We start from the raw sequence: 20,843 nt of genomic DNA, 5'->3' as shown, positions 1-20,843 counted from the left end.
TTTACCAACCAGTGTTTTGCTTATCTTATCCAAGCTCCTCTCTTTGCAAAGAGTCGTCTTTGTACTACTCTTGTTACTCGATACAAGATTTTCAGGTCCTATAAAGCTTTATATTTGATCGTTTATTGATATTTATTTTTAGCTGATTTGGATTCATTTTTATTTTTCTATCTAATTGTGCTTTAGGTTTGATTACTCGTTCTTTTTCCTAGCGTATCCAGCCTCTACTTACGAAAAGGCTACCCAATTTATGTATTTTATTGCTTTTTCGTTTAAGTCTATTCTATATTTTCTTCTTGCTACTTCTATTGTATTTTTTTCATTTTCTTCCAATGATGATACATTTAATCCTATTTTCAAGCTAAGTTAAAAAAATTATATAATGGGAATATTCTGCAAAAGTTTTTTCTAAAAATTGCTCCTTTTCGTCAAAAACCACCCTTTCTATCCAACGCGGTACCTTAAACACAAGAGGTTACTTCGATTTCAGAAAAGGTCTTTGAAAAAAACAAGGAATGGTTTTTAGCGCAATGAAGGGTTGCACTTCCCAGAAATTCCAAACCTTTTTTGAAACGTATTAAAGCATATTTTTATTATGTTTAGGTAAAAATGTTCAAAAATTTTACTCTCTTAAACGGAGTGTTAATTTATCAATCTATCATAAAAATTGGAATTTTTCATCCAGAAAATTTTAGTATTAAAAAACTATTACTTTTCTAGGACTGAACATTTAATTTTTTATCAGTCAACGAAAGGCGTTGACACACTATTTTTTCATAATATTCTCAAAATGAGCGGAATATAATTAATGCTTTCAGTGCGCAGATAGAATATGTTACGCGATGGGTTATCACACGCATCGTCTTCATACGGATCACCTGTAGTCGTAAGTCTTTTTTGTGAGCTTCGATGCGCCGTGCAAAGCGCATCATGTATTTCTTTTTGGATGAAATCACCAGTACTTTCAACAGCGTGAACATGCTTTTTTTTAAGTACGTCATTAGCGTATTTAATGGGTTATTGATAAAAAAATGTTAATGATACCCTAAAAGATTTTATTTTTATAAAAGAATACTCTATACTTTAAGATAAGCCCTGTAGGAAAATTTAGGAATGCGTTCACTTTTTATTTTTGTTTTTTCCCCTGGTATCGTGTACTCCAAGCCACTGCCTTTTATTCCTTTCACTGAACCGCTTCTTTTTAAAAAAACTCATGCTCAGCTTAAAAAACAAATGGAATTTTTCTTCATCCAAAAAAACCAAGATGAAAAAAAGATCTTACAGTTTTTCAGTAAAAATCCACCCCAAACAATACAAGGTTGGATTCGATATGGAGAGGTTCTTTCTAAAAACGGAAGTAATCTTCTGCTTCAGCAAGATGCTGTACGACGATTTTGGATAGAAAATACCGCGTCTGAAAAACTAAGTCAAATATTTTTACGGATTTGGTCCCCCGTACTTTCCACCATCGATCATGAGCGTAAGATTATTTATCTTCTCAGCACTAGTAGTCCTCAAAACCCTCTAATCCAGAAAGCACAATTCATCATCAATCTTCTGGAGAAAAAGTTTCATCCAAGCCATGAGTTGCGTATCGCAACGGGTCTTATGAGCTTAGATGCTCGATGGGTTCCGTTCGTAGATCGCAAAACTCACCGTGCTTACTTTATACCAGTATTAAGACGGGCATATATTCGATTTTTGCTGCGAAAAGATCAGCTAGAAGCAGCGTGCCGCTGTTGGTCTTTCTGGAAAAATGATCTTTTATCTCAGATATACACCTTTAATACCCAAGCCAATCAAGCAGGGTTTAATATATCCCGTGCGTTGGCTAGAGATCTGATTCAGAAAGGAAATGGATTTGAGGCATCCCATCACAAATCTTTAGCACAGTTATGGTATACAAAAGCTTTCCAAATCATTCAAACCACATTAAAAGATAACGGTCGATTTCCCATCGAACAGAGCTGGATTGCGGGACTAATCCAATTCCATTTATACCATTGGAAAGAGGCGTTAGGTCATTTTAACCAGATGATGAAGCAGGCATTTATGGAAGATCCCTGGGTTATTTCTTCTATGCTTCGAGAAAGATATTATGCAAAAGCAGCGTTTTGGTGCGGCGTGTGCTGTCAAAAATATTTTCATATTCCTAAAGCTCAAGAATACTTTGAAAAAGCCAGTCAATATCCTTTTTTATTCTATGGCCAAATGGCCTTGACGCGTTTAAAGCGTAAATTAACGATGAAGTTTGTTCATCCTTCTTCAATGGGAAGATCTCGTGTAATTGAAGGATTATTGAACTTATTAGGAGACAAAAACACTTATGGTTTTCCTAAAGATCATGTCTCTTTAGTCAATTGTTTACTTGATGATCTTATTGACAATTTTAGCTCCGTTCAAGAATGTTGGGCGTTTGTAAAAATTTTACGAAAACAGTTTCCTTCGGAAGCGGTCTACTTAGCAAGAAAGCTTTCAGCGCATCGTGCTCAATATGTATTTTCTGTGGCTTATCCCACTTGTGCACTTCCACGACCTTTTGAAGATCCTGCTTTGATATGGTCTATTGCCCTAGGTGAAACTTGTTTTTCTCCTTATGTCGTAAGCTCTAAAGGAGCATTAGGCGTAATGCAAATTATGCCCTTTGAAGTTGAAAAATATGCAAAAAAAGCAGGTCTTCCGTACAGCCTGAATCGAATGAAAGAATTAGACTATGGTATGAGCCTAGGAATTGAAGAAATAAAAGAAAAATTGGCTTTGTATCGAAACAAGTACGTTTTGGGTATTGCGAGTTACAACGCAGGCACCCGGAAGCTAAACGAATGGCATAAAACTTTATATCCGGTGTATGAACCTGACATAATATTAAGGACCTGCTTATGGATAGAACGTATTCCCTATGAGGAGACACGTCAGTATATTTGTAAAATTTTATCTTTTTATTGTGTGTATCGTTGGATGCAAGGACGCACATTAAGGCATCAAGACGTGGAAAGGTTACTAACTTTATAACACAGACTGGAAGAGAAGTTCTAAAAAAATCTTGAGAATGATACCATCATGTGGCTTAAATCTTTACGATCTAGACTAAAATAGAAAAAAGCTCATCTTCCTATTCAACCTGAGGCTGCCTATTTTATAGTGTGAAAATTATCCTGAATATAGACACAGAAAAAAACAAACTATTTTTCCAAAATTGGATCATCAAAAAATAGTGTATTGACATTTTAAAGTCTTTTATAGTAATTCATATTGAATTGGGTTCAGAAAAGAACTGTTTTAAAGTATTGTTGAGATGCGTACACGCAGCAATTTTATCTTTAATCCATCGCTTCATATTAGCCCAGAATTTTTTTTATCGGGCTCAGATCTTGTGAATAAGGAGGAGAAACTTCTTCTGTAAACACCAGATTTAATGAATTATGTTCTTTTTTTGAAAGGTATGGCAAAAAGCAGAATCCATAATCACAACGTGATCGGTTTTTAGCTTAAAACGCGTTCTTGCCAATGATTAAAATGCGCAGTGTTTCAGGAGCCATTGTAATATAATTTACGTGATCGATTGATTATTGGCTAAATTTTCTGTAATATTCCTTCTCTTGTAATCTGTAGTACTATTTTTAGTAAAAAGTTTTTTAATTTTTTTACTCAAGTTTTTATTTGTACACGTTTTGAGTTCAATACTGCTTTCATCAACCTAAAAAAGCATTGCAGGAGTATCTTTTATAGCTTTCTTGTACTTGTTTTTCTTTTCTGCGCTTTTGTTCTTATAGAAAAATGCTTTTTTTATAGCTGAAGCTCAGCTTTTTTAATACTAGTTCAGCTTACCTTCTGCTTATAGAAAACTTAGAACCTATTTCAATCAATTTAGTATCTTCACTATTCTTGACAAAAAAAATTACTTTTTCATAATCAAGCGTATTTTTGTAACCAAAGGATTTTTTAGTTTTATAATTTTTTTCTTATGTTTATTATTCAATGTAGCAATTTAGTTATTGTATTTTTCTGCACTTCAAAACCTTGAATCTACTCTTGCGTGATTTTTTTGTTGTATTAGTTATTCTTTATATATGTGGGCTTTTATGACGCATCCACATAATTTGTAAATCACATTACAGTATATATTCAAAAATAGTTCACCTAGGGCATACAAAGAATTAATTTTTCAGTATACCGAGGTATACTATGGTTCACATAATTTTAGAAAAGGATAGCGTATTTTGTGTAGTTTTTTAGGGTTTACTACTCTTCTGTTCACGCTATCTTAAAAGTTTCTTCATTGTACAGAGGGCATGGTAAAAGAGCAGTCTTTGTTTTGCTAAAACCTTCGTATTGCATCAGCGTATTCTTGAGCAACCATCATGTTCCTTTAAAAATTTTCTATTATTTTTTAAAAATAGATTAAAATATTTTTTAGTTTACACATTGGTTTTTAAAGGAAACATATGGCATAATAGGCAAAATATATGCAGAATTCAGCGCGATTTTGAGGCAATACAGGGTGAGTACAGTGTGGAAAAAATGGAACAAAAAATTTGTAAGTTATTTTAAGCGATATAAAAAAAGTTATAAAATAGTCCAGGAGTTGCATAAAATTGTTGCTAAAATTAACGCACTGGAGCCCTCCATACAAATACTCAGTAATGAGTTACTTCAACATAAAACACAAGAATTTAAAGAGCGTCTTCAAGCAGGCGCATCTTTAGATACTCTTCTTTGCGAAGCGTTTGCGGTGATTCGTGAAGCTTCTGTTAGAACTTTGGGGATGCGTCATTTTGATGCCCAACTCTTGGGGGGAATTGCCCTTCATAAAGGAATGATTGCAGAAATGAAAACTGGTGAGGGGAAAACCCTCGCCTCTACAGCTCCCGTCTATTTAAATGCGCTTATGGGGATAGGTGTTCATATTGTCACCGTCAATGATTATTTAGCGAATCGTGATGCAGTCATGCTGCGTCCTTTATACAATTTTTTAGGATTGTCTGTAGGGTGTGTTACCAGTGATATACCGTCTTATGAAAAGCGCCAAGCTTACGGTTGCGATATTACTTATGGAACAAACAATGAATTTGGGTTTGATTTCTTGCGGGATAATATGAAAACACGTCTGGAAGATCAAGTACAACGGGGACATCATTTTGCAATTGTAGATGAAGTAGATAGTATTCTTATCGATGAGGCTAGAACCCCGTTGATTATCTCAGGTCCTGCGGAAGATTCTTCTCAATTATATCAAACCATTGACCGTATCGTTTCAGAGCTTTTGCCAGAACATTATGAAAAAGATGAAAAACAAAAAAATATTTCCTTTACAGAACAAGGATGGGAAGTAGTAGAAGAGAAGATAAAAGAACAAAATATTACAAAAGATACCACGCTGTTTGATGCTCAGAACACTATGCTGGTTCATCACCTTAATCAAGCACTTAAAGCACGCTTTATGTTTGAGAAAAATATTGACTATATTGTCCACAACGGTAAAGTGATTATTATTGATGAATTTACAGGGCGAATGAAGAAAGGCAGTCGTTACTCTGATGGACTGCATCAAGCGTTGGAGGCTAAAGAGGGAGTAGAAATTGAACCAGAAAATCAAACCTTGGCCTCCGTTACCTTTCAAAATTATTTTTTAATGTACACAAAGCTTGCCGGTATGACGGGAACTGCAGTTACAGAAGCAGCAGAGTTCCAAGAAACCTATAGCTTACCCGTGGTAGAAATTCCTACTCACCGTAAAGTACTGCGTCAAGATTTAGATGACGAAGTATTTGCAACTTTTCCGGGAAAAATAAAAGCAGTAGTTCGTCTTGTGGAGGAATGCCGTGCAAAACGTCAGCCTGTATTGGTGGGAACGTCCAGCATCGAAAAAAGTGAAATTTTTTCAAAAGCTTTTGAAGACGAAGGAATTCCTCACTACGTTTTAAACGCGCGTCATCATGAACAAGAAGCAATTATTATCGCGCGAGCCGGTCTTCCTGGTGCAGTCACCATTGCAACAAATATGGCAGGGCGAGGTACAGATATTCAGTTGGGTGGCTCTGTGAGTAATGAATTAGCATTGCGCTTAAAGGATATTGAAGATTCCGAGTCCCGGGCCCGTATTGAAACAGAGGTGAGAGCTGAGATTGAAGTCCAAAAACAGATTGCTATCCAGGCTGGGGGATTGTATATTGTGGGTACAGAGCGTCATGAAAGTCGTCGTATTGACAACCAATTAAGAGGGCGTTCAGGACGGCAGGGTGACCCAGGAACATCAAAATTTTTTATTAGTCTTGAAGATGATCTTATGCGGGTTTTTGGTTCTAATATTGAATTTGTCAAACGTTCTTTTTTAAAAGACAATCAAGATGATAGCATTCCAGTGACCCACCCCTGGCTGACTCGTAATATTGAAAAAGCTCAAGGAAGAGTAGAAGCACAGCATTTTGAGCGCCGTAAACAATTGTTGAAATATGCACAAGTTTTGAACGAACACCGTAAAGAAGTATATAAAACAAGAAATAATTTATTACGAGGAAAAGCATTGGATGTATTTCAAGACATTCAAGAGGCTCTAGTCTATACGCTTGTTTCTTACTATACAAATTCTAAAAAGCTTCCAGATTTTTGGGAACTGTCAAATCTAACCAATGCTATAAAACGGGTATTTCAAATTGATATAGATTTTGAATGTTGGATAGCACAAGAAGTGTTATCGCCAGAAATTTTAGAGGAACGAATTTTGGTGTCTATCCAGGAAGCATACCAGAGGTATGTGGAAACATTAGATGAAATGTTAGTGCAGAATATGATTCAAACTATTTTGCTACAAACTTTAGATCAAGAATGGACCAAACATTTGAACGTGATGTCCCATTTAAGAGAGGGAATCCACTTACGTTCCTACGGGCAAAAAGATCCTCTTAATGAGTATAAAAAAGAAGCCTTTACGCTTTTTAAATATATGATCCTAGGATGGCAAGAACAATCGTTAACTCAATTCTATAACGTAGATCCATTAAAACTTTTGGAACAGTGGCATTCCCTATATGATGATGAAACAGAACCCGTAGAGGAAATTGAGTCAAAAAAAATAGAATACGATGCCCCACTTTCTGTGGCCCCACCTTCACTTCTAGAGTTTACAAACAATCAGGAAAAGCCTTATGTATCTCCCAGAAATGCCCCCTGTCCCTGTGGTTCAGGAAAACGATACAAACAGTGCCATGGAAGCATTTTATCGTAAAAAAACAGTGTAAATGCAATGTTAAATAGAAAATTTCTAAGATGGATAAGTCTTTCTGGCTTTGAGACTTGAGGAATAGTTAAAAATTATGATTTATTCTGAGATACCCTCTAGATATTAAAATCTTTGGAAAGGCTTAACACACTCATTGAGGGAGAAGAGTGTTAAGTTTAAAATAGAGTGCACTTACGTCTGAAATATTATTAATAAAAAACTCAGTTAAATATTTTGATGAATTTGAAAATATTTATATTCGTCATTTATTTTCAAATTTTAATTGTTTATCCATTAAAAAAATTATATGCAATTATTTTTAGAACCACAGATTGGGTAAAGGTTTTGCTGTGCTTTAATGAGTTTATAAAGTGGCGCAGAAATTTTTTTTTGCTTAAGGAGTGCTAAAAAATTTATTTTTTATTTGGACGAAAATGATCTTTCTTACAACTTCTCTGTGTTTATTCATAGAGACCGGGTACTTTCAGCTCAGAAAAAAATTAGTTTACAAAATAATAAAATATTGGTTATTCTTGAACTATTAAACCATTTAGTTGTTGTAAAGCATAAAATACGTATGGATATTATAAGTAAAAAATTAAATTTCTAATACAAGATAGCAAAATAAATAGAAATGTTAGATATGTTAACGTCTATAAAATTTTAATTTTCTTTTATAAAAAGTCCCTCTTTGAGCAGTGAAAAGTATTACAAACAATAATTATCCGCTCACTGGAAAGTTCTCTATTTTTCCTTTTTTCTTCTTGCGTTAGCGGATTTTTCTTACCCTTCTTTTTTGGAATGTCAGTTCTACTATGGAGTGTTTTCAAGCCGTGATATCCTGTATCCGTAATACCCTTAATTTTAGAATGAATAGGAGTTTTTGATTCTTTAAAACCCCTGAAATCATGACGTTTGCCCTTTGAAAAAGCCGTGCATATACCTTCTTGAGTTACTACACCTTGAGTGTTTAAGGGGTGTCTTTTCTTTTTCCCTGAGTAGTCATGCTTTTGTTTTTTTTGGGCGCTCTATTGGGGGTTCTGTTGTATCTATTAACACCCCTTCATCATTCATATCACGTTTCAAAAGCGCTTTCTTACCTGGCAAAGCAAAATCAGGGTGCTTGATACGCGTGCCCTCTATCCATTTCCCCATCGCTTTGACTTATATGGAAATAAGTACGGGTATTCCCGGATGTACTCAAGAGCCCTAAGAAGGCGATCCTCTAAAATAAGCGTGTTCTTTCCACCGCCTTTCGCTTTCTTAAGGCCTTCGGCTTCTCTCAAAATATCAAGCATCTTTTCAAAAGGTGATCTTTTAACGCCTGTTAAACGACGAAATTTTTCGTCTTCTATATTTTTCATGGTTTCCTACTTCATGACAGATCCTTCTATAGAGCGTTTACATCAAACTTTAAATTCAATCTAGTTTCTCAAGAGGTCTATTGAATGAGGCCGAATTAATACTTTTCCGAAATTTAGAGCTTTGATTAAACACTGTTCTACCCAATGATTAAAAAGATCCGTATTGTAAGAACTATTAAAAATCATAAGAGGAATTATTCACTAAGCGAGCTACACTATGGTTTTTTTGAATACGTACTACGCTTCTTACCTAAGCGCTGTTCGGTTTTTACTCCATCCCTTCTCTTTTCAACGCGCCGTATTAATACTACTTGCATTCATATAGACAAGACTATGCTCGGGTATATCTTTTATGACTTCTAGGTATTCATCTTGATTTTCTTGCTCTGCTCCCTTAAAAGAAAAGATTTTTTTATCGCCAAATTCTAGCTGCTTTAATACGACTGCAGTATATCTTTCGCTTATCGCAAACTCAGTCTCAATACTCTTCAATCTAGTATTCGTATTATCTTTGAAAAATAATTCTATCTTTGCATAATGTATCCTACGTTTACACCCTAAACGTTTTCTAGCATGCTTCTTGCTTATATCTATGACGCCATTTACTGACTGTATTTGTCTGCACCTCAAACACTTTTGATGCGTTCTTTTGCTCAGGGAATTTAATTACTTTTTTTCTTCAATCGTTACTCTAAAGGGTTGTTAATATTGCTTTTTTTATTTTACCATGGTTGTGCATCTCATTTAAGATGATTTATTATACTACGTACTTTCTTAACTTTTGTAGGCCATTGAATGTATAGTCGCTACTTTGAGGCATTTTTCTTTTACATAATTTTTATTTGTATTCAGCTAAAATAGTGTATTATCATTGAAGTAAAATATTTATGTGGCTTAGTTTTAGAACTGTTCCTAAATACGGTATATCCATTGTTCTGGTTCTGGAAGACTTTACGCCTGTGCTTCTCCACTCTCATCCTCTTTTTTCTTGGCTAGCAAAAACTACCAGTAATTTATTCGTACACCAAGGACATTCTACATTTTGCACATCGCCAGATGGTACTATAATTTTTCTTTTATCTGTTGATAAAGAAGATCTTGTTCCAGAACGCGCTGCGAAAGTTGTAGGTGCACTGTTCATGCATCTAAATTCCTATCGTCATTGTGCTTTTTTTGTGTCTTTTTTGGGGGAAGCACTCCATCCAGATGTGTTGAAGGCGATTGGTTTGGCTATTTTGTTAAGGGACTGGAATATTACTACTTATCGTACTTCTAGGTGCGAACCTGAACGGTTTTTCTGCCAGAATTTTTTACTCATTCATCCTGAGGCAGGCACTTGTGGGAAAAGTTTTCAGGATCATAGAAGATTAGCGCGTGCGATAAACTGGTCTCGTGACCTTATGAATGCGCCTTCCAATTTGCTTTCACCAAAAAAATTTATTCAGCTTTTATTAGGGTTGAAAAATATAGGAATTGTTGTGGAAGTTTTGGACCAAAGGCAGCTTGCTCAAAAAGGGTTTCGAGCACTTTTGTGGGAAGCACAGTTTACTCAAACAGCCCCTTACGTCGTAATTTTAACATGGAAAGGGAAAAAGAAAGGTTCTCCTCTAGATCAAAGACCTCTCGCTTTTGTAGGTAGAGGAGCAAGCTTGTACTCTAAAAAAAAAATGGGGGAAATGAAAATGGATCGAGCAGGGGCTTCAGTGATTTGTGGAATTTTGGCTAATTTGGCACTGAGAAAATCTTCAGCTCATGTAGTGGGTGTTGTTGCTTTAGTGGAAAATATACCTTCTAAAAGTCTAAAAGATCTAGACAATAAAGTAATTTCCCTTTCTGGTCACACCATCGAAGTGCTAAGTACCAATACTGACGGGTGTCTTACTTTGGCTGACGCACTATGGTATACACAAAATCGGTTCAATCCTACCGCCATGATTGATTTAGCAACCTTAACGGATACGATAGGGGAAGTTCTGGGAGCAGAATATGCTGGTTTATTTTCCAATTGTGATGGACTCGCAGACCAGCTTTTAAGTGCAGGGAACAAAGTGGATGAGAAATTATGGAGACTTCCGATTGTAAAAAGTTTTGATCCAGTGTGGAGTGACGATCATACTGCTACTCAAACGATTACCTACCAAAATGATGGCTTTGAAGCTTACGCTGCAGCACAATTTTTACACAGATTTGTTAATAAAACTCCTTGGGCACACATAGACATCTCTTGCGTGACTTTTTTTAACCAAGACACACCGCGCGCCTCCAAAGGAGGTAGGGCATTTGGCCTCAGAGCTTTGGATTTATGGATAAAAAATTATGAAAAAAATACTTCTCTTTTCAATTCTTTGTTCTCTGAAATGAAGCTATGACGTAAGGACCCTTCTAAAAGTTTAGTTAGCGCCTGGGATTCTAAAATGGAAAAAACGAGAATTTCTTTTCGAAATTCTCGTGCCAGTGTAAATGCAGTAGGATCCATTACGTTCCATCCCTGAGCCAGCGCTTGATCGTAGGTAATATGGGGTAAAAAATTTGCATTTTTATGATACTTTGGGTCACAATCGTATACACCATCCACTGAGCTTGCTTTTAGAATAACAGGACAGTCCATCTCGCAGGCCCGCAGTACGCTGGTGGTATCTGTCGTCATATGAGCAAGACCACTTCCGCCTACACAAATGACAATTTCGTCATTTTTTAATGCTTTGCGTGCCAAAGATGGATCATACACTGTTCCTATACCGCTGCATACGCCACAGGAAAAAATATGGCTTCTCATTTCTAAATGTTCAAACATTTCTTGTAATGCAAGACCATTCATTCCTGTAGCGAGCATTCCCATACGATCTGCAGTACTGCGATGGCACCAGGATGCCTGAGCACCTCGAAAAAAGTTACCTCCCCCTACAACGATGGCCCACCGATAATCAGATAATGCTCTGATTTGAAGACAAATGGATTTTAGTATATCAGGAACAATACCTTCGGCACTGTCTGAAGAATGGTTTCCCAATGCTTCCCCAGATAGTTTTAGCAAAATTCGTGTTCCGGATGCAAACATTAGACTTGTGCTCCCAGTACAAATCTTAAAAACCCTCTAATATGAATAGGTTTACCGTGGGCTTTTTCTATTTCTTGAATTTGGGTTTTTACTGATCGAGAAAGGTCTTTAAGAAATTTTTGCTCTTCCAGAACAGTCTCTTCAAAAAAGCTTCTAATACGCCCTAAAATCATCTTGTCAATAATGGTTTGGGGCTTGGGAGTATTCTTTAGTTGATCACGATAAATAGACTCTTCCCGCGCAATATCTTCTTTTGAAACATCGTCAATACTGACATACGTAGGAGAAGAAGCTACAATGTGCATAGCAATACTCTCACCCAAGGGGATTAAAATTTCTTCAGAAAGTTCAGATTCCAGAGCTATCAAACTCCCAATAGGGCCCATATTAGGGCAGGCGTCCCAATGAACATAAGAGGACACAACTCCAGGATTGATTTCCAATACACCTAGCCGTGAGCATTGAATATGTTCTCCCAAAATACCACTTTGCTCCAGAATGCGCTCGGGAACGTTCAAAGTTTCGTGGCTTAGCAACGCATCAACAGAGGAAATACGATGCTCTGTAACATCTTTTAGGAGGGCTGTTAAGAACTCTTGAAATCGCTCATTTCGAGCAACGAAATCTGTTTCACAATTGAGTTCTAATAGCACACCAAATCCGCCTTCTACGCGAGAACTAACTAATCCTTTTGCGGTTTTACGATCTTGTTTTTTTGTGGCTTTGGCAATTCCCTCTTTTCGTAACCATAATTTTGCTTGGTCTAGATCTCCGTTACAAGCATCCAATGCCCGCTGACAATCAAAAACTCCTGCGCCAGTATCTGCGCGTAATTTTTTTACTATACTTATATGAGTACTCATGATAATGCTCCTGGTAGAAAATATTTAAGTAAATAACAACTTTTTTACAGATTAGGGGAAGAAGAATTTTGAAGTTTAGACCCTGAATTTTCAAATTCGCCTTGTTTAAAATGCTCAGTCAATTGTGTTAATAGGTGATCATCAAACTTTGGTCCTGGACCCCCGGATGGTTTTAAAGATTTTCCAGATTTTTCCATTTCTGCTTGTAACCCTGCCAATACCGCATCACACACTCTAGAACAGTATAACTCTACTGCACTGGCTGCATCATCATTTCCAGGAATAACATAATCAATCCCATCGGGATCTGCGTTGGTATCCACGATAGCCACGATAGGAATGTTGAGTTTTCGCGCTTCTTTTACTGCAATGTGTTCTTGTACTACGTCTACAATAAAAATAACATCAGGCAGTGCACCCATCTCTTTGATACCACCAAGTTTTCGTTCTAATCCGTTACATAGTCGTGTTAACTGAAGTTGTTCTTTTTTGATATAATTCACAATTTCAGGAGACGCTAATTTTTCTTCTAACTCTTTTAACCGTTTGATCGATGCAGAAACAGTTTTCCAATTGGTCAACATTCCGCCCGTCCAACGATGATCTACGTAATACTGACCGCACTTTTGGGCATAAGTCTTAATGAGTTCCCGAGCATGAGGCTTAGTTCCTACAAACAAAACGCGCCCTCCTTGTTCTGTGATGGTGTAAATTGCTATAAGTGCTCGTTCAAAATTTTCTCGAGTTTTTACAAGATCAATAATATGCACTCCATCATGTTTTTTATAAATATAAGGTGCCATTTTTGGGTTTCCTCGACACGCCTTATGTCCCAGATACACAGAGCGGCGAATTAAGTCTTCAGGACATAGTGCCTCAGGTTTATACGTCATATCTATTTCCTATTCCAGTTCACTCACCGCAAAGCTTCGTACATAACCGTACACTGGAAACACGTGCTTTGCTGCGAAGATTACTCACGTTACCCATTCATTGTAACAAAATCTTCTCAATTTTCAACAGGTACAGTACAGTTCGAAAAAAAAGCTGAACGCTTCTCCTCCTGTTATACGAGACACTAGGTAGTGTTTAAGCTACCGGAGGATACGAGTAATGGTAAAAAAAGCCAGAAAAACTGCTTGTTGTGCCATAGCGCGTTGCAACACGCTGAAAGTGCTTGATTTGAACCTGTGCTCTATCAAATTTCACGCTTTATCAAGGTCTTTGTTAAAATCTTACAGTTTTTTGCGATAGAATTTTGCAGACATAACACCTTTACTCTCCATCTTAACACGTTTTGTACTCACCTAATCAGAATCATATGCCTTTTTCTGTCAGGATAGTATTAGCTTTCACACTTTCCAAAAACCTCAAAGCGTGTGTAGTCAGACACTTCTCCACTTGTTATAAATACATCAAATGGGGGGATCAAGCATATCGTAAGCAGAATAGATTTTAGTAAAAAATTCACCAGAAGAGCGCCCTAATGCGTGGGTTCGAACTTCTTTTTGTACCAGCTTCGCGCTGACGCCCCCACGCAATAGTAGAATCACCCCTTTTCCATTCCATGTCTGCGTCTTCCACAAAGGTGTTGAACACCTTCTGCCACACGTTCTTGTTGGTCTGGCGTTTATGAACACTCAAGTTTTTTCCCACAATTTTTTGGGGTAGAGCGCTATAGACCGCTGTTTCGTCCCATTCAAGTCACGCTTTTCACAAAACGTCCATGGTCATCCAAAAAATGTCCTCGCATTCCAGAAAGACCAGGTAATGCACATTCTATCTTCTCAAATTGATTGTCTCTCAGATGATTTTTATAAAAAGTGAATCTTTGTTGTTACAGAGAATATCACTTCTTTTCAAAATATGTCGACATTGCCTAATTGAATATTTGAAAGGTTTTCATTTTTTTATTTTTTTTAATGCAGTACCTATTTCTGTTGTCTTCTAAGCCCAGTCCAACTTTTTAGTTACTAGGATGCAATGAAAGTTAGGATTTAGAATGCCAAGAGCGTAAGCAATTTATGTGTTACACCAAAACAGTTTTTGAATTATTCTGTTCTTCTTCACGCAGTAATGGACGGATTTTGTCTAATACTCCGTGAACGAACCCATACCCTCCTTCTGAAAGAAAATATTTCGCCCAGTGAACATACTCGTACAAAATGACAGGAGCGGGATTTTCTGAGGCATACTTTAATTCCCAGGAACCACACAATAAGATACTTCGGGTTACTTCTTCTAAAGTAAGCACGGATCGAGACCGAGATAATCCGGTTTCTATGACCTGATCTAAAAAGGTTTTGTGAGTTTCCACTCCAGAAACAATAGTTTGTAAAAAATGTGTGTCCAAGGGGTAGAAAATGTCATCGCAAAACAGTGGGTGTACCCCGCTTTGAATAATGGGATCTAAAAATTTTGCTAAACAAGAGGCATAAGGAGTGTTCCCCATAAACACTCCCTGGATAGCTGTGGCTCTGGCAACAGAACGTGAAGAGAATAGTTTTTTTTCTTTTGGCTTTAATGTACCCTTAACATTATCAAGAAGACTCATACTCTCCTCCATGATTTAACGGAAGAATGATGGATATCTCCTTCTCTTTTCTTTTTAAGGTTATAATAACCCGTTTCACTCCTTTTTCCTGCAATTGATTTAATTGATCTATAAACAGTTTTGGATCTTTTATTTCTTGATCGCCTAAGCGAAGGATTTCATCTTCCACTATTAAGCCGTTCTTCCACAACGAATCTTCTTCAATGTGTTGGACTTTTAATTTTCCTGAGGAAAGTCCAAACGCTACGCCCATAAATTGATTGGATCGTTGTAGAGTGTCAGAAGAAAAAGATTCTACTGGTACATCGATATCAATTTTGTTTTTCCCTCTTAATAATGTTAATTTTACCGATTGTCCTGGCTTAACAAACCCGATAATAGAGCGCACTTGAATCCAATGTTTCACCAAAGTTCCATTGACAGATAAGATAATGTCTCCTGCTCGAACACCTTTTTTATCCGCAGAAGATCCGGGAGAAACTTCTTTGATTAATACTCCTCGCATTCCCTTTGTCATGTGCTCGGTACCAGATACTCCCCTCGGGTGTAAAAATACACCAATCACACCGCGATGGACAAATCCACTTTCAATAATTTGATCCACCACAATTTTTGCTCGCACTGACGGAACAGAAAAAGAAATGCCTGCGTAGGTTCCAGTGGGACTAAATATCGCAGTGTTTACTCCAATAACTTTTCCTTGAATATTGAGTAAGGGCCCTCCAGAGTTTCCTCGGTTCATAGCTGCATCGCTTTGCAGAAAAAGATCAGGTCCTTCTGTAGTATCTCCAGTATCTGCGCCAAATTCTCGATTTTTATAAGAAATACGTCCTACTGTTACTGTACCACCTAACCCAAATGGATTTCCCGCAGCCAATGCAAAATGTCCTTGCTTCACCATACTAGAATCTCCCCAAGATAATATGGGATGGGAATCTTCAGATTTAAACGCTAATACTGCAATATCACACATCAAATCACTGCCCAAAATTTCTGCCTCATAACTAACACCGGATTGAAGTCTTACTTTGACTTTTGCTCCAGGACGATAGGCAGAACTACTATTTCGCTTGAGCGCTCCAGCGATAACGTGTCTGTTAGTGACTACATGGATAATTTTCTGTTTTCCATCTTTTGACGCTTTAGACCCGATAATAAACCCAGAGCCTTGAGAGGCCATTTTTTGTTTTTGAGGTGCTCGGGGAGCGCCTCGAAATCCACGTCGCTGTCCTGAAGATTCTTTGTCACGAAATAAAAATCCTTCAAGAAAATCTTGTAGAAAGTCATTATCTCCAGAGCTTTCCTGGGCTAATTCTTCCCAAGTCACTTCAATATTCACCACAGAAGGAAGAAAATTTTCAATAAGATGGGCAAACTCATCCTGAATTTTTGAAAGCGTTACCGGAGCTGACTCAGATTTGCTGTCTCCAATATTGTCTCCATAAGAGAGAAAACTATACATTATTGCTGTACAAAGAGTTGTGTTTTTTATCATATCTTTTTTGATCCTAAGGATCTATCTTTCCGCTCCACTCATTATGCCTTTTTTCAGTAAAAAATCAAGATAGAAAAAATTTTTTTTTTATTAAAAACAGTCTAAAATAATAAATAAAAGATTTTATTTTATTTTTTTATAAATAGAAGAGAGATATTCTAGATACTGTTGGATTTCCTTTTGGGTTGCACCGTATAGTCTATAAGCTTGTTCAGCGCAGGCTTTGGCGTGATGAGGATGTATTAAAAATTCTTGAATTGCTGTTGTTAGGCTGGATATGTCTGTCACAAGCTGAGATGCCCCTTTTTCTATAAAGGGCGCATAAAGTTCTGGACAATTATGAAGGTGGGGGCCATGAATTACAGCGCATCCTTGCGCTACGGGTTCTATGATATTGTGTCCTCCTATGGGGGAAAAAGAACCTCCTAAAACACAAAATCTAGCATTTTGGTAAAAGTTTTGGGTTTGTCCAAAAACATCTACAATATAAAGCGAAGTTTCTTTTAAAATAGTGTTTTTTTTTGACCAATATGCAGACGTGAGAGGAAAAATATTCGAAGGTTCCAGGTGCCTGGGAATTAATACAAGGAGTAGATCAGGGGTATGGGTTAATAAAGCTTTGTGAGTATTCAGAATAAAAGGTACCTCAGAGGCGTGAATACAAGAAGCAAGCCAATACGGGCGTCCTTTAAAAGAAAAGTCTTTTTTTTGCCATAGGGTGGAAAACTCTTTAAGCGTTTGGATGGGGACTGCTGTGTAATCTTTGTCAGGAAAGGAAATATACTTTAAAGAAGGGGATACGTAGACGGGTATAGTTTTAAAAGATGCTTGAAGAAGCTGGGTTTTTGTTTTTTGAGAAGAGGTAAAACACAAAGAAAATAGAGTAAGGAATTCAGAAAATAGTCTTTTTGCGATACCCCAACGAAGAATGCTTTTTTCAGAAATTTTGGTATTGACGCCAATTAAGGGAATGGTGCATCTAAAAGCTTCGTAAAGAAGATTAGGCCAACGTTCCGATTCTAGAATAAAGGCGCAGCACGGTCTCCAGTGATGGAAAAAACGCTTTACATAAATAATGCTATCAAAAGGAGCCATCTGATGAAGAATACCAGGAATTTTCGGCACTATTTGACGAGCACTTAAGGTTTGGGTGGTGAGAAGAACGTGAACATCTGTATTATCTTTTAGCAATTGGTAGGTAAGGGATAGTGCCATTCGGGTTTCGCCTATACTGGCAGCGTGAATCCATACTACGAAGCCGGGGGGACGCGGCTGATCTGTGATTCCAAAGCGCTGCTTAAGACATAAAGGGTCTTCTTTTTTTTTCTTTAACCGCTTTTGAGCAATGATCCAAAACAAGGGAATGGCCCATAAAGACAAAATTCGATAAATGGTCATCGCTCCTCTAAACCATAACGATGGCTTGACGGGAAAGGGGAGTGAGTGTACTTGGTAATCCATATAAACGCCTTTATGGGGGAAAAAATTTGTGCAAATTCATTGTTTAGTACTGGTCTTTAAGGTGTTTTAAAAATTCGTAAAAAAAACAATACAGTGCATTGAAAGGGCAGGAGAGTAAAAAAACTTTTTATTTTTCACCATAAAAAGTCTTAGAGTAGAGACGGAGAATCTCTTATTTTACCAAAATAAAGTGCTGAGTGCACCAGCACTTTACTACACACCTTCTTGATAATTGATATAGCACTGAATGTCGTAGTATCCTGGACTACATTCTTTAATCCAGTGCGCCATATCTAATAATCCTTTTGCAAATACTCCTACCTCTAAAACTTGATGAGTACACTCAATGATTTCGTTATTTCCAGAAAATAGTACAGAATTTAAAATCATTCCCGTTCCTGCGCGCACTGAATTCCACTGGATTTTTTTGTGTAGCCAAGGGCAAATAGATTCTAAATGGTGAATAAAATACATCACGGTACCCGAGGGAGTGTCCCGTTTATGTTTGTGGTGATGATCTTTTATATGCACATCCCAGGAGGGACCTAAAGTTTTTGCTAACAGTGTGACAGAACGCAAAAAATACCATAAAGATTGGGCTGCATTGGGAGCGTAAAGCACAGGAACGATATTGAGGATATCATCAACAATATCCTTGACATCTGATTTGTGTCCCGTACTTCCAATAATAAGAGCTTTTTTTTTGTGTCCATTAATGTTTTGGACTAGGCTGTAGGAAGAGATCGCATCAATCAAAGTTTTCGTTCCTTCTGCGCAAGATGTGTCAATAATTACATCAGACTTCGCCATAAACTCATCAAAAGAGATAAAATTCTTGTTCTTCTCTTGTTTAGAATCTTTAATAAGGATTTCATTAATTCCTGGGTAACTTTTTGCTAAAGCTACCACTTCTGTACCTAATCTTCCTAATCCTCCAAAAACTCCTACACGCATCGGAAAACGGGCTCCAAAGCTTTAAAGTTACAGGCCACAGACTCTACTTTTTCCCAGGATTTGTGTACTTCAGTGATTCCTCCAATTATAATTTGCATAGCTAATATTGCTAAAAACAGTCCTACTAATCGCTTGGTAATTTCTAAAATATTATGTCCTAGTAAGTTTATAATTTGAGGAGCCATGTATAAGAATAAAAAATTAATTCCTACGGTTACGGTGACGGCTAGTACACTTGCCAACGCATATCCTATATGAGGGGTTTGAATTGTACCACAGGCATTTGCAATAATGCACAGCGCTCCAGGTCCAATGATGGCAGGAAAAGCCAAGGGAAAAACGGCCAAGCGCATGACGTCTGAAGATCTTTTAGAATCTCCCGAAGAATCTTGGGCACTCACTAGTTCAGAAGCTGTACGAAATAATAAAAATCCTCCAGCGACCCGAAGTGCTGCAATGGTAATGCCTGCTCCTTCTAACAAGCGCATGCCAAATAGGCCAAAAGCACATCCCAGTCCTAGTGCTACGAGAGAAGCACGAAGAGCAAGAGCACGCTGCTGTTTCTGAGAAGCATCTCCTGCAAGCCCCACGAATCCCGAAACTACAATAATTGGATTGACCACAATCATTAAATTAGTGGTCAAAGTGTAAAAAAAATCTAAAAGTTCCATACCAGTAAAATAAATTTAATTTTGTGTATTATTTTACCTTGATTTTTTACGTTGTCAATTTGATAACATGGAATAAATTTTAGTCCCTCTGAACAAAATTTTATGGTGTACCAATACCCGGATTATATCAAAAAAAGGGTGATATTTTTTAATATCACCCCTCTATTATTATCATTACGTCAAGTTTAAAAGATTTAGCGAGGCATTGTTGAAGTAGCTTCTCCAAGACTTTCGTTGGTACTTCCTTTTGGATTACACATAGAATCTGCAGGCTCTACATTATTGCGAGAATTTAACTGGCTAATTACGTCTGCAGGAGGGGGGCATGCATGGGTAGAAGTCCCGTGCTTACCACGACCTTTTCCTTTAGATTTCCTCTTTTTTTTAGATTTTGTTTTTTTTCCTTCTTCTGAACTGGGCTTTTCTGCTCCTGCTTCGGGTTCTGGTGTCGCTGCTGCTCCTGATGGCGATGCCGCTTCACCAGGGGGCTTTTCTGCTCCCGGCGCTACACCTGCTGCATCTAGTGATGGAGCAGAAGCTTTATCCTGGGCTTCAGGAGCTTGATCGGGTGCTGCGGGGGGCTGAGAAGGCATCGGAGCTGCAGTAGGCTGCTGGGATGGATCGGCCACCTCTGTACCCTCAGACCATCCTTGAGATGGAATGATGATTCCTAAACTCAGAGCGAAACATAGAATATTGAAAGAATTTTTTTTCATAGTTTAATACTCCCTTGGTTGTACGTGAAATCTAATAACTATCATTACGTAAAACCATAAAGAAAACGCCAATACAAGCGTTTAGACTCCACGCCCATATGTATAACATAAAAATTACGAATGCGAAAGAGGGGCTATGATATGGATGCCCTTTTCTGGTTTTAAAAAATTGAAATGATGCTATTTTAGTAGGGTGCTTTTTTGTAGGAAGAGGGACACACTACCTCGGATTAATTTTGCCACTTCCTAAATTTGTTTTTAAACTTTATTTTTTTGATACCGAACTTAGCTGTTTGATCCCAGAGAGTTATGGTATATATTATGAAGATAATAATGCATGGAGAAAAAGCTTATGGGACAAGTATTACACGCAAATGCCAGAACAACGGAGGCAATCCGTAGAGAGATCCGTGATAGTAAAGAGAGCATAGGAAAAGCGGCTAAAAGATTTAATGTTAACCCAAAAACAATCATCAAGTGGAGAAAAA

General features: G+C 37.3%; 13 protein-coding genes and 2 pseudogenes. 4 read left to right on the top strand and 11 right to left on the bottom strand.

Annotated elements, in window-relative coordinates:
- Positions 1-1,113 precede the first annotated feature (1,113 nt).
- Positions 1,114-3,012 carry a lytic transglycosylase domain-containing protein gene (locus HCUR_RS06025; protein WP_104207197.1) on the top strand — a complete coding sequence of 633 codons (1,899 nt, stop codon included), beginning with the start codon at positions 1,114-1,116 and terminating at the stop codon, positions 3,010-3,012.
- 1,489 nt (positions 3,013-4,501) lie between these two features.
- Complete coding sequence (gene secA / locus HCUR_RS06015) at positions 4,502-7,225, top strand: preprotein translocase subunit SecA (protein ID WP_243397299.1); 2,724 nt, start codon at positions 4,502-4,504, stop codon at positions 7,223-7,225.
- A gap of 713 nt (positions 7,226-7,938) precedes the next feature.
- Here secA and HCUR_RS09655 read toward each other — a convergent pair.
- Both HCUR_RS09655 and HCUR_RS07890 read right to left on the bottom strand, forming a co-directional pair.
- Positions 7,939-8,583, bottom strand: a pseudogene (locus HCUR_RS09655) (transposase family protein); the annotation flags it as partial.
- 288 nt (positions 8,584-8,871) lie between these two features.
- The gene (locus HCUR_RS07890) at positions 8,872-9,075 is read right to left on the bottom strand and encodes a hypothetical protein (RefSeq protein ID WP_129591942.1); all 204 of its coding nucleotides are present in this window, start codon (positions 9,073-9,075) and stop codon (positions 8,872-8,874) included.
- Positions 9,076-9,470: 395 nt separating this feature from the next.
- On the opposite strand from HCUR_RS07890, the gene HCUR_RS05995 reads away from it, so the two are divergent.
- Complete coding sequence (locus HCUR_RS05995; protein ID WP_104207191.1) at positions 9,471-10,952, top strand: leucyl aminopeptidase family protein; 1,482 nt, start codon at positions 9,471-9,473, stop codon at positions 10,950-10,952.
- On the opposite strand, the gene HCUR_RS05990 is transcribed toward HCUR_RS05995, so the two are convergent.
- From HCUR_RS05990 to HCUR_RS05950, 9 genes are all read right to left on the bottom strand, one after another.
- Positions 10,898-11,641: a uridine monophosphate kinase gene (locus tag HCUR_RS05990; protein WP_104207190.1), complete on the bottom strand. Its 744-nt coding sequence runs from the start codon at positions 11,639-11,641 to the stop codon at positions 10,898-10,900. The genes HCUR_RS05995 and HCUR_RS05990 overlap by 55 nt on opposite strands.
- On the bottom strand, positions 11,641-12,504 hold the full coding sequence (gene tsf / locus HCUR_RS05985) for a translation elongation factor Ts (RefSeq protein ID WP_104207189.1): 864 nt from the start codon (positions 12,502-12,504) through the stop codon (positions 11,641-11,643). Before tsf ends, HCUR_RS05990 begins: the two co-directional genes overlap by 1 nt.
- A 44-nt stretch (positions 12,505-12,548) precedes the next feature.
- On the bottom strand, positions 12,549-13,397 hold the full coding sequence (gene rpsB, locus HCUR_RS05980; protein ID WP_104207188.1) for a 30S ribosomal protein S2: 849 nt from the start codon (positions 13,395-13,397) through the stop codon (positions 12,549-12,551).
- 1,136 nt (positions 13,398-14,533) lie between these two features.
- Positions 14,534-15,058, bottom strand: a complete 525-nt coding sequence (locus HCUR_RS05975; protein ID WP_165780817.1) for a transcription antitermination factor NusB — start codon at positions 15,056-15,058, stop codon at positions 14,534-14,536.
- Complete coding sequence (locus tag HCUR_RS05970; protein WP_207760955.1) at positions 15,045-16,520, bottom strand: trypsin-like peptidase domain-containing protein; 1,476 nt, start codon at positions 16,518-16,520, stop codon at positions 15,045-15,047. Before HCUR_RS05970 ends, HCUR_RS05975 begins: the two co-directional genes overlap by 14 nt.
- Positions 16,521-16,676: 156 nt before the next feature.
- On the bottom strand, positions 16,677-18,014 hold the full coding sequence (locus HCUR_RS05965; protein ID WP_104207185.1) for a 3-deoxy-D-manno-octulosonic acid transferase: 1,338 nt from the start codon (positions 18,012-18,014) through the stop codon (positions 16,677-16,679).
- A gap of 213 nt (positions 18,015-18,227) precedes the next feature.
- Positions 18,228-18,968, bottom strand: a complete 741-nt coding sequence (locus tag HCUR_RS05960; RefSeq protein ID WP_104207184.1) for a dihydrodipicolinate reductase C-terminal domain-containing protein — start codon at positions 18,966-18,968, stop codon at positions 18,228-18,230.
- Positions 18,959-19,639 carry a MarC family protein gene (locus tag HCUR_RS05955; protein ID WP_104207183.1) on the bottom strand — a complete coding sequence of 227 codons (681 nt, stop codon included), beginning with the start codon at positions 19,637-19,639 and terminating at the stop codon, positions 18,959-18,961. Before HCUR_RS05955 ends, HCUR_RS05960 begins: the two co-directional genes overlap by 10 nt.
- Before the next feature lie 194 nt (positions 19,640-19,833).
- A complete protein-coding gene (locus HCUR_RS05950; protein ID WP_104207182.1) occupies positions 19,834-20,355 on the bottom strand; it encodes a hypothetical protein in 522 nt (173 codons plus the stop codon).
- Positions 20,356-20,707: 352 nt separating this feature from the next.
- On the opposite strand from HCUR_RS05950, the pseudogene HCUR_RS09650 reads away from it, so the two are divergent.
- Positions 20,708-20,843: pseudogene (locus tag HCUR_RS09650) on the top strand (IS481 family transposase); the annotation flags it as partial.

The organism is Holospora curviuscula (genome assembly GCF_002930195.1).
Lineage (GTDB): Bacteria > Pseudomonadota > Alphaproteobacteria > Holosporales > Holosporaceae > Holospora > Holospora curviuscula.
This window is presented reverse-complemented; position numbering and strand designations above follow the sequence as displayed.